Origin of the sequence: Acetobacter ascendens (assembly GCF_001766235.1) — a bacterium.
GTDB lineage: Bacteria > Pseudomonadota > Alphaproteobacteria > Acetobacterales > Acetobacteraceae > Acetobacter > Acetobacter ascendens.
On record NZ_CP015164.1, the window covers coordinates 1,887,150 to 1,906,241 of the forward strand.

At 56.5% G+C, this 19,092-nt stretch carries 19 protein-coding genes and 1 pseudogene; 13 read left to right on the forward strand and 7 right to left on the reverse strand.

Features of this window, described 5'->3' with window-relative positions; all coding sequences use genetic code 11:
- Positions 1–70: 70 nt before the first annotated feature.
- A protein-coding gene (locus A4S02_RS09010; protein ID WP_099046891.1) for an IS3 family transposase occupies positions 71–1,257 on the forward strand; the annotation gives its coding sequence in 2 pieces (ribosomal slippage) (positions 71–329 and positions 329–1,257; 1,188 coding nt in all).
- Between the two features lie 90 nt (positions 1,258–1,347).
- Here A4S02_RS09010 and A4S02_RS09015 read toward each other — a convergent pair.
- The 3 genes from A4S02_RS09015 to A4S02_RS09025 form a co-directional block, all read right to left on the reverse strand.
- Entirely contained in the window at positions 1,348–2,604 is a 1,257-nt protein-coding gene (locus A4S02_RS09015; RefSeq protein WP_070323560.1) for a tetratricopeptide repeat-containing protein, read from the reverse strand.
- 55 nt (positions 2,605–2,659) lie between these two features.
- Complete coding sequence (locus A4S02_RS09020) at positions 2,660–3,076, reverse strand: TIR domain-containing protein (RefSeq protein WP_061498840.1); 417 nt, start codon at positions 3,074–3,076, stop codon at positions 2,660–2,662.
- Positions 3,077–3,471: 395 nt separating this feature from the next.
- Positions 3,472–4,658 (reverse strand): IS3 family transposase gene (locus A4S02_RS09025; RefSeq protein ID WP_099046892.1). Its coding sequence is split into 2 segments (ribosomal slippage): positions 3,472–4,388 and positions 4,388–4,658, totalling 1,188 coding nucleotides; the frame shifts between segments, so codons are not numbered across the junction.
- Positions 4,659–4,810: 152 nt separating this feature from the next.
- Here A4S02_RS09025 and A4S02_RS09035 point away from each other — a divergent pair.
- The 5 genes from A4S02_RS09035 to A4S02_RS09055 all read left to right on the forward strand — a co-directional run bounded on the left by A4S02_RS09035 (position 4,811) and on the right by A4S02_RS09055 (position 9,825).
- Positions 4,811–5,641 carry an IS5 family transposase gene (locus A4S02_RS09035; protein ID WP_070323562.1) on the forward strand — a complete coding sequence of 277 codons (831 nt, stop codon included), beginning with the start codon at positions 4,811–4,813 and terminating at the stop codon, positions 5,639–5,641.
- 79 nt (positions 5,642–5,720) lie between these two features.
- Complete coding sequence (locus A4S02_RS09040; protein ID WP_070323563.1) at positions 5,721–6,194, forward strand: TIR domain-containing protein; 474 nt, start codon at positions 5,721–5,723, stop codon at positions 6,192–6,194.
- A gap of 15 nt (positions 6,195–6,209) precedes the next feature.
- Positions 6,210–7,073 (forward strand): DUF4231 domain-containing protein, encoded by an 864-nt coding sequence (locus A4S02_RS09045; protein WP_070323564.1) that lies wholly within the window; start codon positions 6,210–6,212, stop codon positions 7,071–7,073.
- A gap of 336 nt (positions 7,074–7,409) precedes the next feature.
- Positions 7,410–8,291: a toll/interleukin-1 receptor domain-containing protein gene (locus A4S02_RS09050; RefSeq protein WP_070323565.1), complete on the forward strand. Its 882-nt coding sequence runs from the start codon at positions 7,410–7,412 to the stop codon at positions 8,289–8,291.
- Positions 8,292–8,733: 442 nt separating this feature from the next.
- Positions 8,734–9,825: an integrase gene (locus A4S02_RS09055; protein WP_070323566.1), complete on the forward strand. Its 1,092-nt coding sequence runs from the start codon at positions 8,734–8,736 to the stop codon at positions 9,823–9,825.
- 47 nt (positions 9,826–9,872) lie between these two features.
- Here A4S02_RS09055 and A4S02_RS09060 read toward each other — a convergent pair whose 3' ends face one another.
- The 3 genes from A4S02_RS09060 to A4S02_RS09070 form a co-directional block, all read right to left on the reverse strand.
- Complete coding sequence (locus tag A4S02_RS09060; RefSeq protein WP_228142338.1) at positions 9,873–10,259, reverse strand: helix-turn-helix domain-containing protein; 387 nt, start codon at positions 10,257–10,259, stop codon at positions 9,873–9,875.
- Positions 10,260–10,600: 341 nt separating this feature from the next.
- Positions 10,601–11,821, reverse strand: a complete 1,221-nt coding sequence (gene chrA / locus A4S02_RS09065) for a chromate efflux transporter (protein ID WP_061499375.1) — start codon at positions 11,819–11,821, stop codon at positions 10,601–10,603.
- Positions 11,822–11,984: 163 nt separating this feature from the next.
- Positions 11,985–12,590, reverse strand: a complete 606-nt coding sequence (locus A4S02_RS09070; RefSeq protein ID WP_082246802.1) for a cytochrome b — start codon at positions 12,588–12,590, stop codon at positions 11,985–11,987.
- A 157-nt stretch (positions 12,591–12,747) separates the two neighbouring features.
- Between A4S02_RS09070 and A4S02_RS09075 the strand changes: the two genes are divergently transcribed.
- The 6 genes from A4S02_RS09075 (at position 12,748) to A4S02_RS09095 (ending at position 17,374) form a co-directional block, all read left to right on the forward strand.
- Positions 12,748–13,443, forward strand: a complete 696-nt coding sequence (locus tag A4S02_RS09075; protein WP_035379753.1) for a VIT1/CCC1 transporter family protein — start codon at positions 12,748–12,750, stop codon at positions 13,441–13,443.
- A 77-nt stretch (positions 13,444–13,520) separates the two neighbouring features.
- Positions 13,521–13,874: an ArsR/SmtB family transcription factor gene (locus A4S02_RS15155; RefSeq protein WP_082246803.1), complete on the forward strand. Its 354-nt coding sequence runs from the start codon at positions 13,521–13,523 to the stop codon at positions 13,872–13,874.
- Entirely contained in the window at positions 13,871–14,293 is a 423-nt protein-coding gene (arsC, locus tag A4S02_RS09080) for an arsenate reductase (glutaredoxin) (protein ID WP_070324232.1), read from the forward strand. The genes A4S02_RS15155 and arsC overlap by 4 nt, the downstream gene beginning before the upstream one ends.
- On the forward strand, positions 14,293–15,588 hold the full coding sequence (locus A4S02_RS09085) for an arsenic transporter (protein ID WP_070323568.1): 1,296 nt from the start codon (positions 14,293–14,295) through the stop codon (positions 15,586–15,588). The genes arsC and A4S02_RS09085 overlap by 1 nt, the downstream gene beginning before the upstream one ends.
- A gap of 23 nt (positions 15,589–15,611) precedes the next feature.
- The gene (gene arsH, locus A4S02_RS09090) at positions 15,612–16,310 is read left to right on the forward strand and encodes an arsenical resistance protein ArsH (protein WP_025440028.1); all 699 of its coding nucleotides are present in this window, start codon (positions 15,612–15,614) and stop codon (positions 16,308–16,310) included.
- An 8-nt stretch (positions 16,311–16,318) separates the two neighbouring features.
- Positions 16,319–17,374: an ArsO family NAD(P)H-dependent flavin-containing monooxygenase gene (locus A4S02_RS09095; RefSeq protein WP_070323569.1), complete on the forward strand. Its 1,056-nt coding sequence runs from the start codon at positions 16,319–16,321 to the stop codon at positions 17,372–17,374.
- Positions 17,375–17,509: 135 nt separating this feature from the next.
- Here A4S02_RS09095 and A4S02_RS09100 read toward each other — a convergent pair whose 3' ends face one another.
- A complete protein-coding gene (locus A4S02_RS09100; protein ID WP_010510588.1) occupies positions 17,510–17,872 on the reverse strand; it encodes a winged helix-turn-helix transcriptional regulator in 363 nt (120 codons plus the stop codon).
- A gap of 115 nt (positions 17,873–17,987) precedes the next feature.
- Here A4S02_RS09100 and A4S02_RS09105 point away from each other — a divergent pair.
- Positions 17,988–19,070 (forward strand): annotated as a pseudogene (locus A4S02_RS09105) (alkene reductase); the annotation flags it as partial.
- Positions 19,071–19,092: the final 22 nt, after the last annotated feature.

The following is a 19,092-nucleotide window of genomic DNA, read 5'->3' on the forward strand; positions in this document are numbered from 1 at the left end:
CTAGAGAGGTGGTCCCCATTTTTCGGACAGGGCGATAAGCTATCATCTGGCCTGAACGAGGACGGGTTTTATGGGCAAGGTTACGCGGAAACGGTATGCGGCAGAGTTCAAGTCACGGGTTGCGCTGGAGGCGATCCGTGGGGAACTGACGCTGGCGGAACTGGCTTCGAAACATGGGGTACATCAGACGATGATCGCCCAGTGGAAACGGCAGGCGATCGAGGGGATGGCGGCGACCTTTTCCGGGAAGACGGTGGCTGAGCCCCCGGTCAGCCCAGCTGACGTGGAGAAACTGCACGCGAAGATAGGCGAACTTCTCGTGGAACGGGATTTTTTACGCGATGCCTCTGCTCGGTTGGGCGTGATCAGAGGCGGCAGATGATTGACCCGAAGCGAGCGCGTCTGCCGATAATCCGGCAATGCACGCTGCTGCAACTCAACCGGTCGCGCGTCTACTATCGGCCTGTGCCACAGAGCGAGGCCAATCTGGAGCTGATGCGGCTGATCGACGCCCAGTTCTTGGAAACGCCCTATTATGGCTCACGGCAGATGACATGGCATCTGCGCCGCCTGGGACATGAAGTGGGCCGCAAGCGGGTCCGGCGGCTCATGGCGATCATGGGCCTGCGGGCGATCTACCAGAAGCCGCGCACGACCGTGCCCCATCCGGAGCATCGGAAATATCCATATCTTCTGCGGAATCTGGTCATCAATCGGCCTGACCAGGTCTGGTGTTCCGATATCACATATATTCCCATGAAACGGGGATTTCTCTATCTCGTGGCGATCATGGACTGGTTCACGCGCAAGGTCCTGTCCTGGCGTCTGTCGAACACGATGGACGTGGAGTTCTGTATCGAGGCGCTACAGGATGCCCTCATGCGCTATGGCGCCCCGGACATTTTCAATACTGACCAGGGGTCGCAATTTACGACACCCCGTTTCACCGGGATACTGGAAGAGCGTCAGATCCGCATCAGTATGGACGGGCGTGGGCGATGGCTGGATAACGTGTTCATCGAGCGTCTGTGGCGGTCGCTGAAATATGAATGCGTCTACCTGCACGCGTTCGAGACCGGATCAGAGCTGAGGGCCGGGCTTGGCAGATGGATCGCCCATTATAACGAAAGGCGTCCGCATACGGCGCTGGCTGGACGAACGCCCGATGAGGAGTATCATAACGTGCCGACGCCATCTGGTCCGGGGTTAACCCCGGACCAGATGGCCAACAGCAACGCCGTCAGAAGGGCGGCATAACAACAACCGGGTATAGCTTATCAAGCCCGCAAAACTGTCCGAACGGACGGGACCACCTCAGCCTGCCTGTGAGTTTCATTGGTCATAGAACTATAATTTGTCTTGCGCGTCCGATGAAGATATGCTCAGGACGTGCATCTTGGACTCCTGATAAGTCTCGATTTCCCAATTTGCTGGTTGCTCCGCCATAAACCTTTTCTCAAACTGCTCACCGTCTTGGGGTTTACCTAAAGCGTATGCGCAGTTTGCGAGTGTTGCCAACACCCAACGTCTGTCGACTCGCTCATCGAAGGATGGTGTTTCAATCAAGAGCAATAGGGTTTCGAGCAGCGCCGTGCGAATTTTCCGTGCGCTCAGGCGATCATAAAGGGCCTCGTCCGGATCGGTCTGCAACCCCTGTCGAAATTCATAGCAGAGTGCTAGATTTTCGCCATTATAGTAGTCCCGTCTGACTTCGAAACCCCGTCCATAGTAACGGATAGCGGCATCAAGCTGAGGACGATCATTCGTCAGGTGCCAAAGGCGTTTGTATATAGCTCCAGTAATACCGAGCGTCTCCGGATCGTTGGAGATGTCTGGACTTAACTGGTTTATGATCTGCACACTGGCTATCAATGCAGCCAAGGGCGAAGGCTTTTTTGCTTTATAAGTAGCCAAAGCCAGTTGCTGGATGATGAACGGATCTGGCCCCTTCAGATGGGCAGCCGCTTTAAATGCGTTGACCGCAACCTCGGGGTTGCTCGCCTTCATCGCGGCCTCCCCTTTTTGCATTAATTCTGAAAGGCTTTCCTGCGCAGCCTCAGTCTCGTCAACTAAATCCGAAAACTCTTCTTCGTTAAGCTTGGGCTGCATGAGCCGGGGCAGATAAGTGTAAACTGGACTATCCGTCTTGCCCGATGCCATGACCTCCTTGATCAAAACCCCCAAGTCGCGGGTGGCGCGTCGTGCTTCACGTGCTCCGATATCTTCACCAAGATGATCGTACTCGAAGGTATTGACATGATTCAGATCGAAATAGAGTCTACCCTCACGCTCCTTCATAATAATAGTGCAGTTTGGCCGCAGCGCATGCCGCACGCCGAGTTCGTAGACAGCGTTGATGTTACCCGTTGAGATATCGGCGATAACGAGGTCTGATTGAAGCAGCATCTCATACATTGGCGTATCAATGATGCCGGAGTGCATGATTTCATCGGCCCTGATGCACCGTAAATTATGCTTGGTTGCGGCGGGTTCAATGATGGCCTCGTAGGTCGCATCCAAATCGATCGTCCGCCCGGATTCAAAATCCGTCTTCTTGCCGAAACCCATCACGACAAAACATATTGCACGACTATCTTCGTTCATATGATCTTTATCACTATATCTCTAATAATAGTTCTCAGGCCTAACTCTCTGCGGATCAGTATCCAACTTTAGCCTCTTTGAGAGCATCGACGATGCGGTCTCGTTCAAAGCTGGTCGCCCAAGATGTGCCGACGTTTAATAGACCGGCAGGGGTGATGTTGGTCTTATTCAGTTTTACCGCAGCTAACTTAAGCTTGATGTCATCCTGCTTGGCTCGTGCGATCTCCCATCCTATCCAGTCGCTGGTACTGCTCTTCTCACCCACAATCACCAACAGATGCGTTGCAGATTTAAGTAACTTCGTCAAAGATGCCTTAATCACCGCTGAATCGTCACTATCGATTGGAATATTTGGACCACGACTATCGAACTCAAAGTCGAAGTCCTCATTGGCGTCCCATGCTTGAAGAAGATATTTGTATAAAGCGTCCTCTGAATGATCATAGCTAACGAAAACTTTTGTCTTTGCCATTGCAGGTTTCTATCACTCTCAAATTCATTAAGACTTGTGATTCGTAGGTAGCATCACGACGGTGGTGTGGCGATACTTATCGCGATTTTTTAGCTCGCTTGCGCGCGGACCGCAAAATTGTAAGTTCCGATGTGACCTGCCTACCTCAATCCTACACGCCTATAGCCCGGAATTATTACTAACCAAACCAGAGCATGACTTCTATAAATATCGCATTTTTCTTATTCTAATAACATGAAGGGTATCGCGGTGTGGCATCTGGGTATAACCTTACATCACGGTCAGGAGGTACGCCAATTCGCCTTGCGCTAAGCAGGACGGTTTGCTTTAATAAGTGAGGTGGTCCCGTCCGTTCGGACAGTTTTGCGGGCTTGATAAGCTATACCCGGTTGTTGTTATGCCGCCCTTCCGACGGCGTTGCTGTTGGCCATCTGGTCCGGGGTTAACCCCGGACCAGATGGCGTCGGCACGTTATGATACTCCTCATCGGGCGTTCGTCCAGCCAGCGCCGTATGCGGACGCCTTTGGTTATAATGGGCGATCCATCTGCCAAGCCCGGCCCTCAGCTCTGATCCGGTCTCGAACGCGTGCAGGTAGACGCATTCATATTTCAGCGACCGCCACAGACGCTCGATGAACACGTTGTCCAGCCAGCGACCGCGCCCATCCATGCTGATGCGGATCTGACGCTCTTCCAGTATCCCGCTGAAACGGGGTGTCGTAAATTGCGACCCCTGGTCAGTATTGAAAATGTCCGGGGCGCCATAGCGCATGAGGGCATCCTGTAGCGCCTCGATACAGAACTCCACGTCCATCGTGTTCGACAGACGCCAGGACAGGACCTTGCGCGTGAACCAGTCCATGATCGCCACGAGATAGAGAAATCCCCGTTTCATGGGAATATATGTGATATCGGAACACCAGACCTGGTCAGGCCGATTGATGACCAGATTCCGCAGAAGATATGGATATTTCCGATGCTCCGGATGGGGCACGGTCGTGCGCGGCTTCTGGTAGATCGCCCGCAGGCCCATGATCGCCATGAGCCGCCGGACCCGCTTGCGGCCCACTTCATGTCCCAGGCGGCGCAGATGCCATGTCATCTGCCGTGAGCCATAATAGGGCGTTTCCAAGAACTGGGCGTCGATCAGCCGCATCAGCTCCAGATTGGCCTCGCTCTGTGGCACAGGCCGATAGTAGACGCGCGACCGGTTGAGTTGCAGCAGCGTGCATTGCCGGATTATCGGCAGACGCGCTCGCTTCGGGTCAATCATCTGCCGCCTCTGATCACGCCCAACCGAGCAGAGGCATCCCGCAAAAAATCCCGTTCCACCAGCAACTGGCCGATCTTGGCGTGCAGTTTCTCTACATCAGCAGGGCTGACTGAAGGTTCCGTTACTGACTTACCAGAAAAAAGGCTTGCCATGCCTTCGATCGCCTGGCGCTTCCATTGGGCGATCATCGTCTGATGCACGCCATGTTTCGACGCCAACTCCGCCAGCGTCAGTTCCCCACGGATCGCCTCCAGGGCAACCCGTGACTTGAACTCTGCCGCATACCGTTTCCGCGTAACCTTGCCCATAAAACCCGTCCTCGTTCAGGCCAGATGATAGCTTATCGCCCTGTCCGAAAAATGGGGACCACCTCTAAGTGCCTAAGTGTCTGACCGAAAATGAGTTGAGTGATTTCAGCGGGTTATGATTCATGGGTTTGCGATAACCTGATGAGATCAAGATGGCCTGGACTGAAATCACCCGAGCGCAGTATCAAAGGGACGACCTGGAATATGCAAGCGACCTGCGCGATGCGGAGTGGGCGCTGATTGCGCCGCTGATGCCCGAGAAGAAACGGCTGGGCAGACCACGACGTACGGATTTGCGCCGGGTCATGGAGGCGATCCTCTATATCGTCACGACCGGCTGTCAATGGCGGCAGTTACCTCGGCACTTTCCGGCCTTCACGACCGTACAGGGCTATTTCTACCGTTGGATCCGCGAGGGAAGATGGGAAGCCATGAACCATATTCTCGTGATCCTGTCGCGTGAGCAGGACGGGCGAGACGCCACGCCTTCAGTGGGCATTATTGACAGCCAGTCGGTTAAAACCGCTGAAAATGGCGGCCCCCGCGGTTATGACGCGGGCAAGAAGATCAAGGGACGCAAGCGACATATCGCGACCGACACGCTGGGTCATGTCGTGGCGGCTGTTGTACATCCCGCCGACATTCAGGATCGTGATGGTGCGCCGCTGGTAGCGACCAGAATACGCTCATTGTTTCCCTGGCTTCGCCATCTGATCGGTGACGGGGGATATGCTGGCGAGAAGTTGCGTGGTACGCTGGCTGAACTCGGCCGATGGACGATCGAGATCGTCAAACGTAGCGATCGGGCCGAAGGCTTCGTCGTCTTGCCCAAACGCTGGATCGTGGAGCGTAGCTTTGCATGGCTCGGACGTTGCCGTCGCCTCACGAAGGATGTCGAGACAACAATCTCGTCATCCTGCGCATGGTTGATGATTGCCCATATCCGCAGAGTTCTGCGAAAAATCAATCAAACCGCTTTCTGATTCAGGCTCTAAGAAAAGCACTTCTTGAAAAACAATAATGTTCGTTACATAATGAAGATTTGTAAATAGGATAGAAAAAATGGGGATTCCGCGCACTTTCGTTGGATTTAGCAGCATCGACATTCACTATTATCGTCTAATGCTCGCATGGAGAGAGAACGAGCATATCGATTTTAACTTCACCAACTGTCAGCTAGCAAAAGAAATCAACTCGGAAAACGAAGCTTACATTAAGCAGAAGTGCCGTGAGCGAATTGGTCTAGCTGGCACATTCGCGGTACTCATTGGGCAGGACACCCGCTCTAAGCACAAGTACGTGCGTTGGGAGATGGAGGTAGCTCTGGAAAAGGGCTGCCGAATAATTGGCATCAACCTCGATGGATCGCGATATATGGTAGATGCTACGTGCCCGCCGATTATCAAGAATATTGGTGCCATATTTGTTCCCTTTTCTCCAAAGATCGTAGCGTATGCGCTTTCAAACTGGAACATGAGGGCGACGGATAACTGGTCCTATAAAGATGAGGTTTACCAGCAGCTCGGATATAAATGACAGGAATTTAGCCGTATGCAGGAGCAGGATTTTCCCGCGCTTTATCGGTCTGCAGATGATTTATCTCTGAAGTCGCAGCAGCACTTCTTTCTCGCGTTGAGCGTGCACCTTGTGACGCTTGTGGTTGCTGCTGGTCTTTCAATTATCAGCGTTTCTCACTGGTCTATCGCGGTAGCCCAGCTTCTTGCCCTTCTGGGCGCACTTGGTTGCTCGATATATTTATTTGCAATGCGTCCGGACCAACTTTGGTATGCAGGTAGAGCTGTGGCCGAATCCATCAAGACCATTACCTGGCGTTATGTTTCCCGAGCGGAGCCATTCCAAGGAGATGATGCAAGTGCTCATAGTGAGTTTCGCCGGACGTTAAAGCAAATTGTCAAGCAGAACCGAGAGGTATGCCAGTCGCTGACAAAACATCTTGATGGTCAGCAGTTCACGCCTGTTATGGAAGCAATGCGTGGCAAAGGTCTAGAGGAGCGTCGAGCTACATATTCGGCTAGTCGGATTTTCGATCAGCTCACCTGGTACGCCAAGAAGACGGCCTTCAACCGACGAAGATCTAATTTGTTCTTTTGGATGTTAATCGGTATTAACGCTGTTGCTGTCGTGTGCGCGGCTTTTCGTATTGCTTTCCCTGATCAAACATTCTGGCCGACAGACGTATTTGTGGCGGCAGCAGCCAGCCTCTTGAGTTGGATGCAAGCGAAAAAGTTTTCTGAACTGGCGGCCTCCTACGGACTTGCAGCCCACGAAATTAGCCTGATTAAAGAACAATCGTTGCTCCCGGATACCGATGAAAAATTCTCTCTATTCGTAAGTGATGCCGAGAACGCATTCTCTCGGGAGCATACTCAGTGGGTTGCTAGAAAAGACGTCTGACACATGGATGATCGGAGCATCGAGTTTAAAGTCGAGCGGGCGTCCATAAAAAAGAGAAGGCTAAACAGACCATCAGGCGATCCCGCCGCAGACTGATTACAAAAATCTTCACCATTTTTGATATTATTGGAAAGGCGGTAGCTCTATCCCTGATAGCAAGGAAATTGTGGGCTGCAACTGCTCTTTTGCCCGGCATGAAGGGGACTGCTGGCTACAGCTTATACCTAAGTCATTTTTCTCGATATTTTCTTTGTAACATAATCGAAACCGCAAGCAGGGCTTGCGGGGAATGTATTTTTCGTTACAAGTTTTTTATGATATTCAAGGGGGCGTCATATGTCAGTTTCAACCGAGCGAGCCAAAGTCGCTCGCTTGCAGCAGGACATCGCTAATCTACGTATCAAAGATGCGCAGGAGGCAAAAAAAGAGGCGGACTTCTCGGAGAAAGTAGTCAAGGCGACAAATGCTGCTCAAGTGAGCAGAAGCGCTTCGACAATTACGACAAAGCTGAATGAGGCGCGGCGCGCATCGGGTAACATATCATCGGTACAGAAAAAACGTGCTGACATAGCGAAGTCGATCGCTACCAAGAGCGCAGAATTACACAGGGCGCAAACTGCGCTTGAAAAGGCGGAAGACATAGAGCGTAAGAGGTTTGCAGTTGCTCAAAAAAAAGCAGATGATGACCGAAATCGCCTGATGCGGCAGCTTGAGCAGCAGCTGCGGGATCAGCGAAGAGCTGTTATCACTGCTCCCATCGCAGTTGCAGCACAAGATCCCGATGCCGCCGTCTTGCCTGATTACGACGTCTTTATCAGCCATGCTTCTGAAGACAAAGATAGCTTTGTGCGTCCATTTGCTGAAAGATTAACAGCATTAGGTATTAAGCCGTTTTATGATGAAATGTCGCTTACATGGGGAGATAGTCTGCGTCGCAGGATTGACCTAGGTTTAGCTCGTTCTCGTTTTGGTATTGTTGTCTTATCAAGGAACTTTTTTGCGAAAGAATGGCCTCAGCGTGAGCTCGATGGTTTGGTTGCTCTCGAAGTTCAAGGACAGTCGCGTATTCTGCCGATCTGGCACGAGATCTCGAAAGACGAAGTGGCTCGTTTTAGCCCAATGCTGGCTGATAAGTTAGCTCTAAATACATCAGTAATGTCAGTTGATGAAATAGTTCAGAAGCTCTTGCCGCTCTGCAGAAAAAACAGCATCACATAATGATATTATGCTTTCAGCGCAAATGTATATTATTATAATAATATAGTTTTTGTATTGCGTTTGGCGCGATAAGCTTAAGCTATTGCCCTGTTCCGCTCAGAATTTTATCGTCCTACGATAGCAGCGTGTATTGGATATTCAATATCTGTTCATAGCCTAGCTATGGATTGCCACGAATGTCGGCTTTGCCATCACTATGCTTCAACAGCCGACTGTCCTGTTTCCCTCCGAAGCAGGCGTTCCGCCTATAGGTCGATGTTTCGAACATTCAATCCATCACGAGACAGCCGCTTAATTTTATTTCAACGATATCAATAGGTTCCAGTTCTCGGTTTCATTGCCGTCGGCACGCCAAGTTTTTCAAGGACTTGCAGCAGGTTAATCTGAAAATCGTTGATTTTTGAGCCAATCACGAGCCAAACTGGGAGAGGATCGAATAACGATGACCAAATCACCAAAAGAGACCCTCAAGGACCCTGTAACAGGGAAGCCGTTGCCCAAAGGCGTCTGGTATCGTGGCCCCGGCCAGTATCAGGCCCGCAGGATGGTGAACGGCAAACGTCACCGCGAAACCTTCGCGTCAGCCAGTCTTGCCCGCCGCTGGCTCCAGGACGTACGCGCCAAGGCGCATGTGGGCCAACTTGAGCCCCCCGCACGCAAGAGAAACCAGATTACTTTTGGCGAACTCTTTGAGCGCTTTGGTCGGGAACGCATGACAGAGCGCGATGCCGATCGTATGGGTCACCTTCCGGCCCTTCTTGGTTCCGACATTGCCTCATTGAAAATCGACAAATGGACCAACAGCGACGTCCGGAACTTTCGAGACGCCATGCTGGCTGCGGGACTGGCCAAGGGAACCGTCGTCAAACGCCTGAACATGATTGCAGCCATCGTCGAATACGCCAACTCGGAGTGGGACACGACCATCCTCAATCATGCATCTGCCAAACGGACCAAACGGCCCGAGGGAGCGGATCGCAAGAGAAACCGGAGATTAAAGGATGGCGAAGAAGCCGAACTTCTGCGAGCTGCTTCTCGGCCCGACGGGGTTTTCAGGCACTACCCTGATGTAGTGTGGCTCATCAGGTGGTCAATCGAGCAAGGCTGCCGTCTGGGGGAATCCCTCAGTCTGCGCTGGCAGGATATCGACTTCCGCAGACAGACCATTTCCCTCGCCCGTGTGAAGAGTGACCGGCATAGAGAAGAGCTCGGTCCCGAAATCCACCCCATGACCAAGGGTGCACAACGCGTTCTCATGGAAAAGCGTGCCACCATGGAAAAGGTGCCTGACCGAAAAGACGTCGTCTTTTCGGTGGGGGAGAGAAAAATCTTTTCTGTCCTGTTCGGTCGCATGACCCGGCAAGCAGGAATTCAGGACCTGACCTTTCATGATTTGCGCCATGAAGCAACATCGCGTCTGGCCCGCTATCTGAACCCGATTGAACTGACCCGGGTCACGGGCCATCGCGACTTGAAGTCGCTCAATCGCTACTACCAACCCGTGCCTGGAGACATCGCAGACAAAACACGCTAGCTGCTAGTCAGGATAACCAAAGATAACCAGAGGGCGTTTAAAAAAGCCTATGACACGGTGAAGATGAAGACTGCCAACGCCAGGGCCAGCACGGAGAAGAGAAACAGATCAGGATGCGGGCAGGTCAGGACCAGCGCACCCCGTCCGCGCTGACGGCGACGGCGTTTTTCAAACCTTTCGGTTTCAAAAAGCTTTTCCTCAATGAAGACATCAAGATCTTCCTGACGAAACAATCGCATGCTACCGATCTTGATGGACCGTGGGCCAATTCGCTGTGAAACCCAGTTGGCCAGCGTTCCCTTGGCGATCCCGAGATAATCCGCTGCTTCCTGATACCGCATCAATCCCCGCCTTACATATGCGGAAATGCGTTGTGAGCCGGACTTCTGTTCCAGACTATCCGGTTGAGACAAGCATTTTGCGTTTCGTGACATGATGACCCTCTGACATGGCCAGATCCGTGACATTCACGAATCACTTTCTTCTTTAATGATAACTCACAGTTCTGAAACCGCCAGCAAGGGATAGAAACAGGCCGAGAATGATACCCCAATTTTCAGGGCCAAAAATGCTTACATCGAGTGCAACCTCTCCTTCTGAAAAAATCGTTCAGGAAAGACAGCTATGGGGGGTAAACTGCCTGTCCGTTTTCTGGCTGACTTACACAGGAAACGGCCGAAACATGGCCCTTATAACGACGCGCCATTATTGAAGTGTGCGTTGAAAAACGGTATGGCGATCACGCGTCGATGCACGTCGCTGACTGAACATTTCATTATGCCGCCTGCCCAATGACGACCCCTCCCAGCGCGCTGATACCGACTACCACCAGGGGTGGCGCCCGCCAGACGGTCAGCAGGACGAAACCGACCAGCACGATCCCGAAATCCGCCGCCGACCTGACCGCGCTCGTCCAGACCGGTGTATAGAGCGCCGCCCCCAGCAGGCCCACGACCGCTGCGTTGACGCCGCGCATCGTCGCCTGAACGGCCCGCTGGCTGCGGAAGGTGTCCCAGAAGGGCAAAGCTCCGATCAGGACCAGGATGCCCGGCAGAAAGATGCCGAAAAGACCGAAAGCGGCACCGGCAACACCGTGGGGAGATTGCCCGACGACCGCGCCGAGATAGGCCGCGAACGTGAAAAGCGGCCCCGGAACCGCCTGTGCCGCGCCATAACCGGCGAGAAAGGTGTCGTCGCTGACCCAGCCCGATGTCACGAAAGCCTCGTGCAGCAAGGGCAGCACGACATGACCGCCACCGAACACGAGCGCGCCTGACCGGTAGAAGGCGTCGAACAGGGAAACGCCCTCTGGTGCGCCATGGCAGGCGAGAACGGGCAGACCGAAGAGCAACGCCAGAAAGAGAGCCAGTGCGACGATCCCTGCACGATGCGATACGGGCACTGTAATATGCTCGCCATCTGACGTCTGCACAGAGCGGCAAAGCCACAAGCCGGCGAGGCCCCCGAGAACGATGGCCGCGATCTGGGCAAGCGGTGAGATGGCGAACAGAACGATGAGCGCGGCCGTGACCGCGATCGAAGCTCGCGTCCGGTCCGGACACAGCGTGCGCGCCATGCCCCATACGGCCTGTGCGACGATGGCGACGGCGACGAGTTTCAGTCCATGCAGAAGGCCTGCACCAGTCGGGCCGGCAAGCGCGTTCGCGCCATAGGCGAAGAGGACCAGTATAAGTGCCGAAGGCAGGGTGAACCCCGCCCACGCCGCAAAACCGCCTGCATAACCGGCCCGCATCAGGCCAATGGAAAATCCCACCTGGCTGCTCGCGGGACCGGGCAGGAACTGACACAGCCCGACGAGATCGGCATAGGCGCGCTCATTGAGCCACCGGCGTCGGACGACGAATTCGTCCCGGAAATACCCGATATGCGCGATCGGCCCGCCGAAGCAGGTGACGCCCAGCCTGAGAAAGATGAGGAGCACCTCAAGAGCCGACCCCGGTCTTTCTGGTCCCACGCCACGCGGCACGATCGTCATTGGGTCGATACTTTCTTATTTTCCCGTTCGACAGGAGACAATTCCCATGAACCGGCATTCATGTGGAGCTGCTGATGACAACAAAAAATCATCACTTCTGGCTTGTTGGCGGCCCAGCATCACGGTGTGCCCAGTCATACAATCAGACAGGATACTGACCGCCTCACTGACGGAACAAGAAACACTGCGGCAACATGCGCCCGAGAACTTTGTCCTTCAGGACGAACTGATGAAAAAGCGCCGCCGCGCCATGGCCTGTCGCAAAGCCCATGATCAGCCAGGCGTTCCACTCATGCAACGTGTGAAGCCACGTCACGGTTTCCGCCGGGAACCGTGCAAACGGGGATGGGATCAGGAGGCCGAAAAAACTCATCGTCTGCCCGGCACCCCATCGCCAGAGATAGCCCAGCAAGATTTCCGCCAGAAGCAGCACATAGAGTGTGTACTCCGCCCCGAGAGCGCATACCCGGTCCACTGGACGGAGAAGGTCCGACAGATGCCGGCCTTTCGTCAGACGCCAGACTATGCGGAACGCCATGATCACCGTCAGCAGGATACCGACGGTCAGATGCGCGACGACCATCAGATGATGGACGGGTTTTGCCGGCCAGTTCCAGGTTTCGCCAAGAGCAAACTGAAGCAGCACCAGAAAGGCGGTGGTCCAGTGAAGGACGATCGTCGGCCTGTCGTAGCGCAGGGTGTCGGTAATGTCCGGCGTTGAACAAGGCATATGCGTCTCGATGAAAAGGAACCCTGGATTCACTTCCATATCATGCTTACCTGACAGGATTCTGAACAGAGAATATTTTACGAAAATATAAATACTATTGAAAATAGCTCGCAATGTCAGAATAAAATGCCTATTGCCGTGGCAAAAACAGGGGCCTAAATCTGGTTTGTATTTATCAGAAGCAACAGGTCACCTTATGTCGCGTCTCCATCCTCTGGCCGAACGCCATGCCGTCGAGAAACTGGGGTGGCTGCGCGCGGCCGTTCTCGGCGCCAATGACGGAACGCTGTCGACCGGCAGCCTCATCGTCGGCGTTGCCAGTTCTCATGCGACACGCGGCAGCATTCTCGTCGCGGGACTGTCCGCGCTTGTCGCGGGCGCCCTGTCCATGGCGGCAGGCGAGTATGTCTCGGTCAGTTCCCAGGCCGATTCCGAACACGCCGACATCGCCCGCGAGAAACAGGAACTGGTCACGGACTGGGAGGGCGAAGTCACCGAACTGGCCGGGATTTATCAGAAGAGAGGGCTGGATAAAGACCTCTCGCGCAAGGTCGCCGTTGCCCTCATGAAGCATGATGCGCTCGGTGCCCATGCAAGGGATGAACTGGGTCTGTCCGAAGCCACGGCGGCACGACCCATACAGGCGGCATTCGCCTCGGCAACCGCCTTTTCATCCGGAGCACTACTGCCTGTGCTGGCGGCGGTTCTGACGCCCGTGGCGTGGGTATCCTGGGGCGTGTCCCTGACGTCCGTCGTGGTTCTCGCTGTTCTGGGGGTCGTTGGCGCGATTGCCGGCGGCGCAGCGCCTCTGCGCCCAGCACTGCGTGTGACGTTCTGGGGTATTGTGGCAATGATCGTCACGGGCGGGATCGGCCGCCTGTTCGGCGTGTGAAGCCGCGTTCCAAGCTCTGAACGAGGCATGTCCTGGGTAGTCTTGACTTCATCCCATATATCCGTGATCGTCGATTTATGGATACAGAATCTGTCCTCGCTGCCCTGAGCGCTCTGTCGCAGTCCACGCGACTGGAGATCTTCCGCCTGCTGGTGCGCCACGAACCGGACGGACTACCCGCCGGAGACGTCGCGCGGCATCTCGATGTCCCGCAGAACACGATCTCGGCCCATCTTGCCACCCTGACCCGTGCCGGCCTGCTGACCTCGCAGCGCCACAGCCGGCTGATCGTCTATCGTGCGCGCCTTCCGCGCTTGCGCGACCTGATGCTCTTCCTCGTCAGAGACTGCTGTGCGGGCAGCCCCGAACTCTGCGCGCCCCTGATCGCGAACCTGTCTTCCTGCAGCCCGAGCCCGGCCTCATGCCCATGACCGTCACTATCTACCACAATCCGGCCTGCGGCACGTCGCGCAACGTGCTGGCACTGATCCGCAATAGCGGCGAGGAGCCCAGGATCATCGAATATCTGAAAACCCCACCGAGCCGCGCGGAACTGTTCGATCTGATCGCCCGTATGGGGGTTCCGGTGCGCGCGGTCCTGCGGGAAAAGGGCACGCCCTTTCACGAGCTCGGCCTCGATAATCCGACCCTGACGGACGATACGCTGATCGACGCCATGATCGCACACCCGATCCTGATGAACCGGCCGATCGTCGTCACCCCCCTCGGTGTTGCGCTCTGCCGTCCGTCCGAGGCGGCTCTGGAAATCCTGCCCAACCCGCAGCGGGGCGCTTTCGTCAAAGAGGACGGCGAGAAGATCGTCGATGAATCCGGAAAGCGGATCTCCTGATGCTGGCTCTTCTGCTTTTCGTTGTCACGCTGGTTTTTGTCATCTGGCAGCCTCGGGGGCTGGGCATCGGCTGGAGCGCAATGGCAGGTGCCGCCGTGGCCTTGGCGGCTGGCGTGATCCACTGGCATGACATTCCTGTCGTCTGGCACATCGTCTGGGACGCGACCTTCACCTTTATCGCGCTGATCGTCATCTCGCTGTTGCTGGATGAGGCAGGGTTCTTCCATTGGGCCGCCCTGCACGTCGTACGCTGGGGCAAAGGGCGAGGCCGGACGCTATTCACGCTGATCGTGGTGCTGGGAGCGGCCATTGCAGCGGTTTTCGCCAATGACGGCGCGGCCCTGCTGCTGACGCCCATTGTCATCGCTATCCTCACACAACTCCGTCTGAACCATGGCGCGGCGCTGGCCTTCATCATCGCGACCGGCTTTGTCGCGGATACCACCAGCCTGCCGCTGGTGATTTCCAATCTGGTGAACATCGTCAGCGCCAATTTCTTCGACATTCCCTTTGACCGCTACGCCGCGATCATGGTCCCCGTCGATCTGGCTGCCCTTGGCGCGACACTTGCCGTCCTGTGGCTCTATTACCAGCGGCAGGTGCCCCAGACCTACCCCGTCTCTGAACTGCCAGCACCTGTCTCGGCTATTCGTGACCACCTTGTGTTCCGCGCGGCTTTTCCGCTGCTGGCCCTGATTCTGGCAGCTTATTTCCTGACCGCGCCATTTCATATTCCGGTCTGTATCGTGGCCTGCCTGGCTGCCGGCATCCTGCTGGCAGTCGCCGGATATGGCCGGGTGATCCCTGTTCGCAAGGTGCTGATGGGCGCGCCATGGCAGATCGTGATCTTCTCGCTGGGCATGTATCTGGTGGTGTATGGCCTGCGCAATGCCGGGCTGACCGACTACCTTGCGGCCGCACTGGTCTGGCTTGGCCATCAGGGGCCGTTCATCGCCACCATCGGCGCCGGCTTTCTGGCGGCTATTCTGTCGTCCATCATGAACAATATGCCGAGTGTGCTGGTCGGGGCACTGGCGATCCAGCAGGCGCACGACATCACGCCGCTGACACGCGACCTGATGGTCTATGCCAACATCATCGGCTGCGACCTCGGGCCGAAATTCACGCCGATCGGCAGTCTCGCGACACTGCTCTGGCTGCATGTGCTGGCGTCCAGGAACCATCGGGTCACGTGGAGGCAATATATGAAGGTGGGTCTGGTGATCACACCTCCCGTCCTGCTGGTCACACTCCTGGCGCTGGCCCTGTGGCTGCCTCTAATCAGCCAGCCGTAATGCATGAATGGACCGATATCACAATGACCGAACCTGACTTGCCGGCCCTTCACCCCGAATATCTTGAACAGGTCGATCTCGCGCGGCTGGAACCGCAACCGCGTGTGGACCATCCGCCGCGTATCCTTCTGCTCTATGGCTCTTTACGCCCCCGATCCTTCAGCCGGTTGCTGGTGCTTGAGGCAGAACGCATCCTGAAGGTGCTGGGGGCCGAGACACGGGTGTTCGACCCGACCGGCCTGCCGGTAGCGGATTCCGTGCCCGCAAGTCATTCGAAGGTGCGGGAACTGCGGGAACTCTCGATCTGGTCTGAAGGCCAGGTCTGGTGCAGCCCCGAACGGCACGGCAACATCACTGCCGTGTTCAAGAACCAGATCGACTGGTTGCCCCTGACGGAAGGCTCGATCCGCCCGACGCAGGGCCGCACGCTGGCGGTCATGCAGGTTTCGGGCGGATCGCAGAGCTTCAATTCCGTCAATGCCCTGCGGGTGCTGGGCCGGTGGATGCGGATGTTCACCGTCCCCAATCAGTCCAGCGTGCCGATGGCCTATACCCAGTTCGGTGACGATGACCGGATGAAGCCATCCCCCCTCTATGACCGGATGGTAGATGTCATGGAGGAGCTGATGAAGTTCACATGGCTGCTGCGCGACCGGGCCGACTACCTCGTTGATCGCTACAGCGAACGCAAGGCGGAATTCCGTCTCCCGGAAAGTCTGTGAGCCGGGCAATGGCGGAACAGTTCGATGTTGTGATCGTGGGAGGCGGTCAGGCGGCCCTCGCCGCGTCGTATTTTCTACGACGGACCGGACTGCGTTACGTCATTCTTGATAACGGGACGCAGGCGGGTGGTGCATGGGTGCATGGCTGGGACTCCCTGCATCTGTTTTCACCCGCGTCCTACAGTTCGCTGCCCGGCTGGCCGATGCCAGACACGCCGGATGGCGGCTATCCGACCCGTGACGAGGTGTTGGACTATCTGCACCGCTACGAGGCGCGCTATGCGCCGCCGATCCGCCGTCCGGTCATGGTCGAGTGTGTGGAGCGCGCGAACGGAAAACTTCTGACTGTCAGAACCAGCGCGGGTGATTTTCTTGGCCGTGCGGTTATCGGTGCGACCGGCACATGGTCGGCCCCGTTCATTCCTGATGTCGCGGGGCATGAATTCTTTGGCGGGACGCAGATCCATTCCGCGCACTATCAGATCCCCGCACCTTTTGCCGGTCGGCGCGTGCTCGTGGTCGGTGGCGGTAACTCCGGGGCGCAGATCCTGGCGGAAGTGTCACTGCTCGCGAACGCAACGTGGGTGACGCTGCAGGATCCGGTATTCCTGCCCGACGATGTGGATGGACGGGTTCTGTTCGAACGGGCGACCGCACGAGTCCTGGGCAACGCCGGCGCCATGCCGACAGGAGGCTTTGGCGATATCGTCATGGTGCCGCCCGTACGGGCCGCCCGGGAGCGCGGTGTCTTCCACGCGGTGCGCCCGTTCGTGCGCATGACGGCTACGGGCGTCGTCTGGCCCGGCGGACAGGAAGAAGCCATTGACGCGATCATCTGGTGTACAGGCTTCCGTCCCGCGCTCTCTGCATTTGCATCACTCGACGTGATCGAGCCGGACGGCTTGATCCGTGTTAACGGGCAGCAGGCCGTCAGGGAGCCACGTCTCTGGCTGCTGGGTTATGGCTCCTGGTGTGGGCCCGCATCCGCCACGCTGCTGGGCGCCGGCCGTGTCGCCAGATCCATGGTCCGGCAACTGGCGGCCTGGCTTGCGTCGCCGATATAGAAGGTCTGCTTATCGAAACTTTGAGCAAGTCTGAACACGGCCGAGAAGAAGGCGACTGCTGCCTGTCCGCTCTGCTTCTGCTATGCCGACAGGCAGATTGCTGCAGGAATTGTCCATAACGCTTCGCCGTCAATCTCAATCAGCAGCTGTGTTCCGCTGGACAGAATGCGCATACCGATCCCCCCACTTCTTGAGCGCCTGAATAACTGGCTTCAGCGTCTTTCCCAGCTCGGTCAGGGCGTAGTCCACATGCGGTGGCACCTCGGGAAAAACGGTGCGTGACACCAGTCCGTCTGCCTCGAGTTCGCGCAACTGATTGGTCAGCATCCGCTGCGTGACGTTGGGAAGGCGACGGCGCAGTTCGCCGAACCGCAGCACTCCGTCCTCGAACAGGTGATACAGGATCAACGCCTTCCACTTCCCGCCAAACAGTTCCAGCGTGGCTTCCACCGTGCAACCGGGGCTACAGGCCAGCGTGGTGTGACGAATGCGGGGCATGGTATCATTCCTGACACTAGTGGCGGTTTATGTGCGTTCTTGCGCACACCGCAGACTGGGTCAATGTTTACATGCGGGCCGGACAGATGGCCTGCATTTATAAACAGGGTTGATCATGTCTTCATCTTCTTTATTCGAACCTGTGCGACTGGGCGACCTGTCGCTGGAAAACCGGATCTTCCTGCCACCACTGACACGCTGCCGCAGCACCCAACCGGGCGATATTCCCAACGCGCTGATGGCCGAGTATTACGCGCAGCGCACGCAGGCGGGTTTCCTGATTACCGAAGGTACGCAGATCGAACCCCGCGGGCAGGGCTATGCCTGGACGCCAGGCATCTATTCACCCGAGCAGGTCGCGGGCTGGAAGCTGGTCACCGATGCGGTACACGCAAAGCGGCGGCCCATCTTTGCACAATTGTGGCATGTGGGCCGCGTGTCCCACCGGGCATTGCAGCCCGGTCATGAGGCACCGATCGCTCCGTCCGCGGTCGCGGCAACAGGCGTAAACGTGTTCATCCCCACGGGGCCGGGTACAGGAAAGCTGGTACCCCCTGATGTGCCACGCGCGCTGACCATTCCCGAAATCCATGAACTGGTGGAGCTGTACGCACAGGCAGCCCGCAACGCCCTGTCAGCCGGTTTCGATGGCGTCGAAATCCACGCCGCCAATGGCTACCTGATTAACCAGTTTATCTCCGAACGGGCCAATTTCCGCATCGATGCCTATGGCGGCAGCCTGTCCAATCGCCTGCGCTTCCTGCGCGAGGTGGTCGAGGCCGTCTCCGCCGTCGTCACGCCCGACAGGATGGGCGTGCGGTTTTCCCCGCTGTTCGGCACGACGACGGAAGAGCGCGTCTATCTCGGCCTGCTGGAGGACAATCCAGCGGAAACCTACACGGCAGCCGTGCGCGTACTGGCGGAGGCGGGCATCGCCTACGTCTCGCTGGCCGAAGCCGACTGGGACAATGCGCCGGAAATGCCGGATGCCTTCCGCGCCAGCGTGCGCGACATCTTCGGCGGCCGCATCCTGTGCGCGGGCCGTTACGACCTGCACAAGGCACAGCATGTGCTGGGCCATGGATGGGCGGACATGATCGGCTTTGGCCGGAAATTCATCGCCAATCCGGACCTGCCCGCGCGGCTGGAACATAACTGGCCGCTCAATCCGCTGGACCCGGCGACGATGTACGGCGGTCGAGGCCGTCTCCGCCGTCGTC

What these genes read in the sequence shown, in the direction of transcription:
- A4S02_RS09040 (WP_070323563.1), top strand. Translation starts at nt 5,721, where the DNA reads ATGGGGATTCCGCGCACTTTCGTTGGATTTAGCAGCATCGACATTCAC.
- A4S02_RS15155 (WP_082246803.1), top strand. Translation starts at nt 13,521, where the DNA reads ATGGATACAGAATCTGTCCTCGCTGCCCTGAGCGCTCTGTCGCAGTCC.
- arsC (WP_070324232.1), top strand. Translation starts at nt 13,871, where the DNA reads ATGACCGTCACTATCTACCACAATCCGGCCTGCGGCACGTCGCGCAAC.
- A4S02_RS09055 (WP_070323566.1), top strand. Translation starts at nt 8,734, where the DNA reads ATGACCAAATCACCAAAAGAGACCCTCAAGGACCCTGTAACAGGGAAG.
- A4S02_RS09060 (WP_228142338.1), bottom strand. Translation starts at nt 10,259, where the DNA reads ATGTCACGAAACGCAAAATGCTTGTCTCAACCGGATAGTCTGGAACAG.
- A4S02_RS09045 (WP_070323564.1), top strand. Translation starts at nt 6,210, where the DNA reads ATGCAGGAGCAGGATTTTCCCGCGCTTTATCGGTCTGCAGATGATTTA.
- chrA (WP_061499375.1), bottom strand. Translation starts at nt 11,821, where the DNA reads ATGACGATCGTGCCGCGTGGCGTGGGACCAGAAAGACCGGGGTCGGCT.
- A4S02_RS09050 (WP_070323565.1), top strand. Translation starts at nt 7,410, where the DNA reads ATGTCAGTTTCAACCGAGCGAGCCAAAGTCGCTCGCTTGCAGCAGGAC.
- arsH (WP_025440028.1), top strand. Translation starts at nt 15,612, where the DNA reads ATGACCGAACCTGACTTGCCGGCCCTTCACCCCGAATATCTTGAACAG.
- A4S02_RS09075 (WP_035379753.1), top strand. Translation starts at nt 12,748, where the DNA reads ATGTCGCGTCTCCATCCTCTGGCCGAACGCCATGCCGTCGAGAAACTG.
- A4S02_RS09100 (WP_010510588.1), bottom strand. Translation starts at nt 17,872, where the DNA reads ATGCCCCGCATTCGTCACACCACGCTGGCCTGTAGCCCCGGTTGCACG.
- A4S02_RS09095 (WP_070323569.1), top strand. Translation starts at nt 16,319, where the DNA reads ATGGCGGAACAGTTCGATGTTGTGATCGTGGGAGGCGGTCAGGCGGCC.
- A4S02_RS09020 (WP_061498840.1), bottom strand. Translation starts at nt 3,076, where the DNA reads ATGGCAAAGACAAAAGTTTTCGTTAGCTATGATCATTCAGAGGACGCT.
- A4S02_RS09070 (WP_082246802.1), bottom strand. Translation starts at nt 12,590, where the DNA reads ATGGAAGTGAATCCAGGGTTCCTTTTCATCGAGACGCATATGCCTTGT.
- A4S02_RS09085 (WP_070323568.1), top strand. Translation starts at nt 14,293, where the DNA reads ATGCTGGCTCTTCTGCTTTTCGTTGTCACGCTGGTTTTTGTCATCTGG.
- A4S02_RS09015 (WP_070323560.1), bottom strand. Translation starts at nt 2,604, where the DNA reads ATGAACGAAGATAGTCGTGCAATATGTTTTGTCGTGATGGGTTTCGGC.
- A4S02_RS09035 (WP_070323562.1), top strand. Translation starts at nt 4,811, where the DNA reads ATGGCCTGGACTGAAATCACCCGAGCGCAGTATCAAAGGGACGACCTG.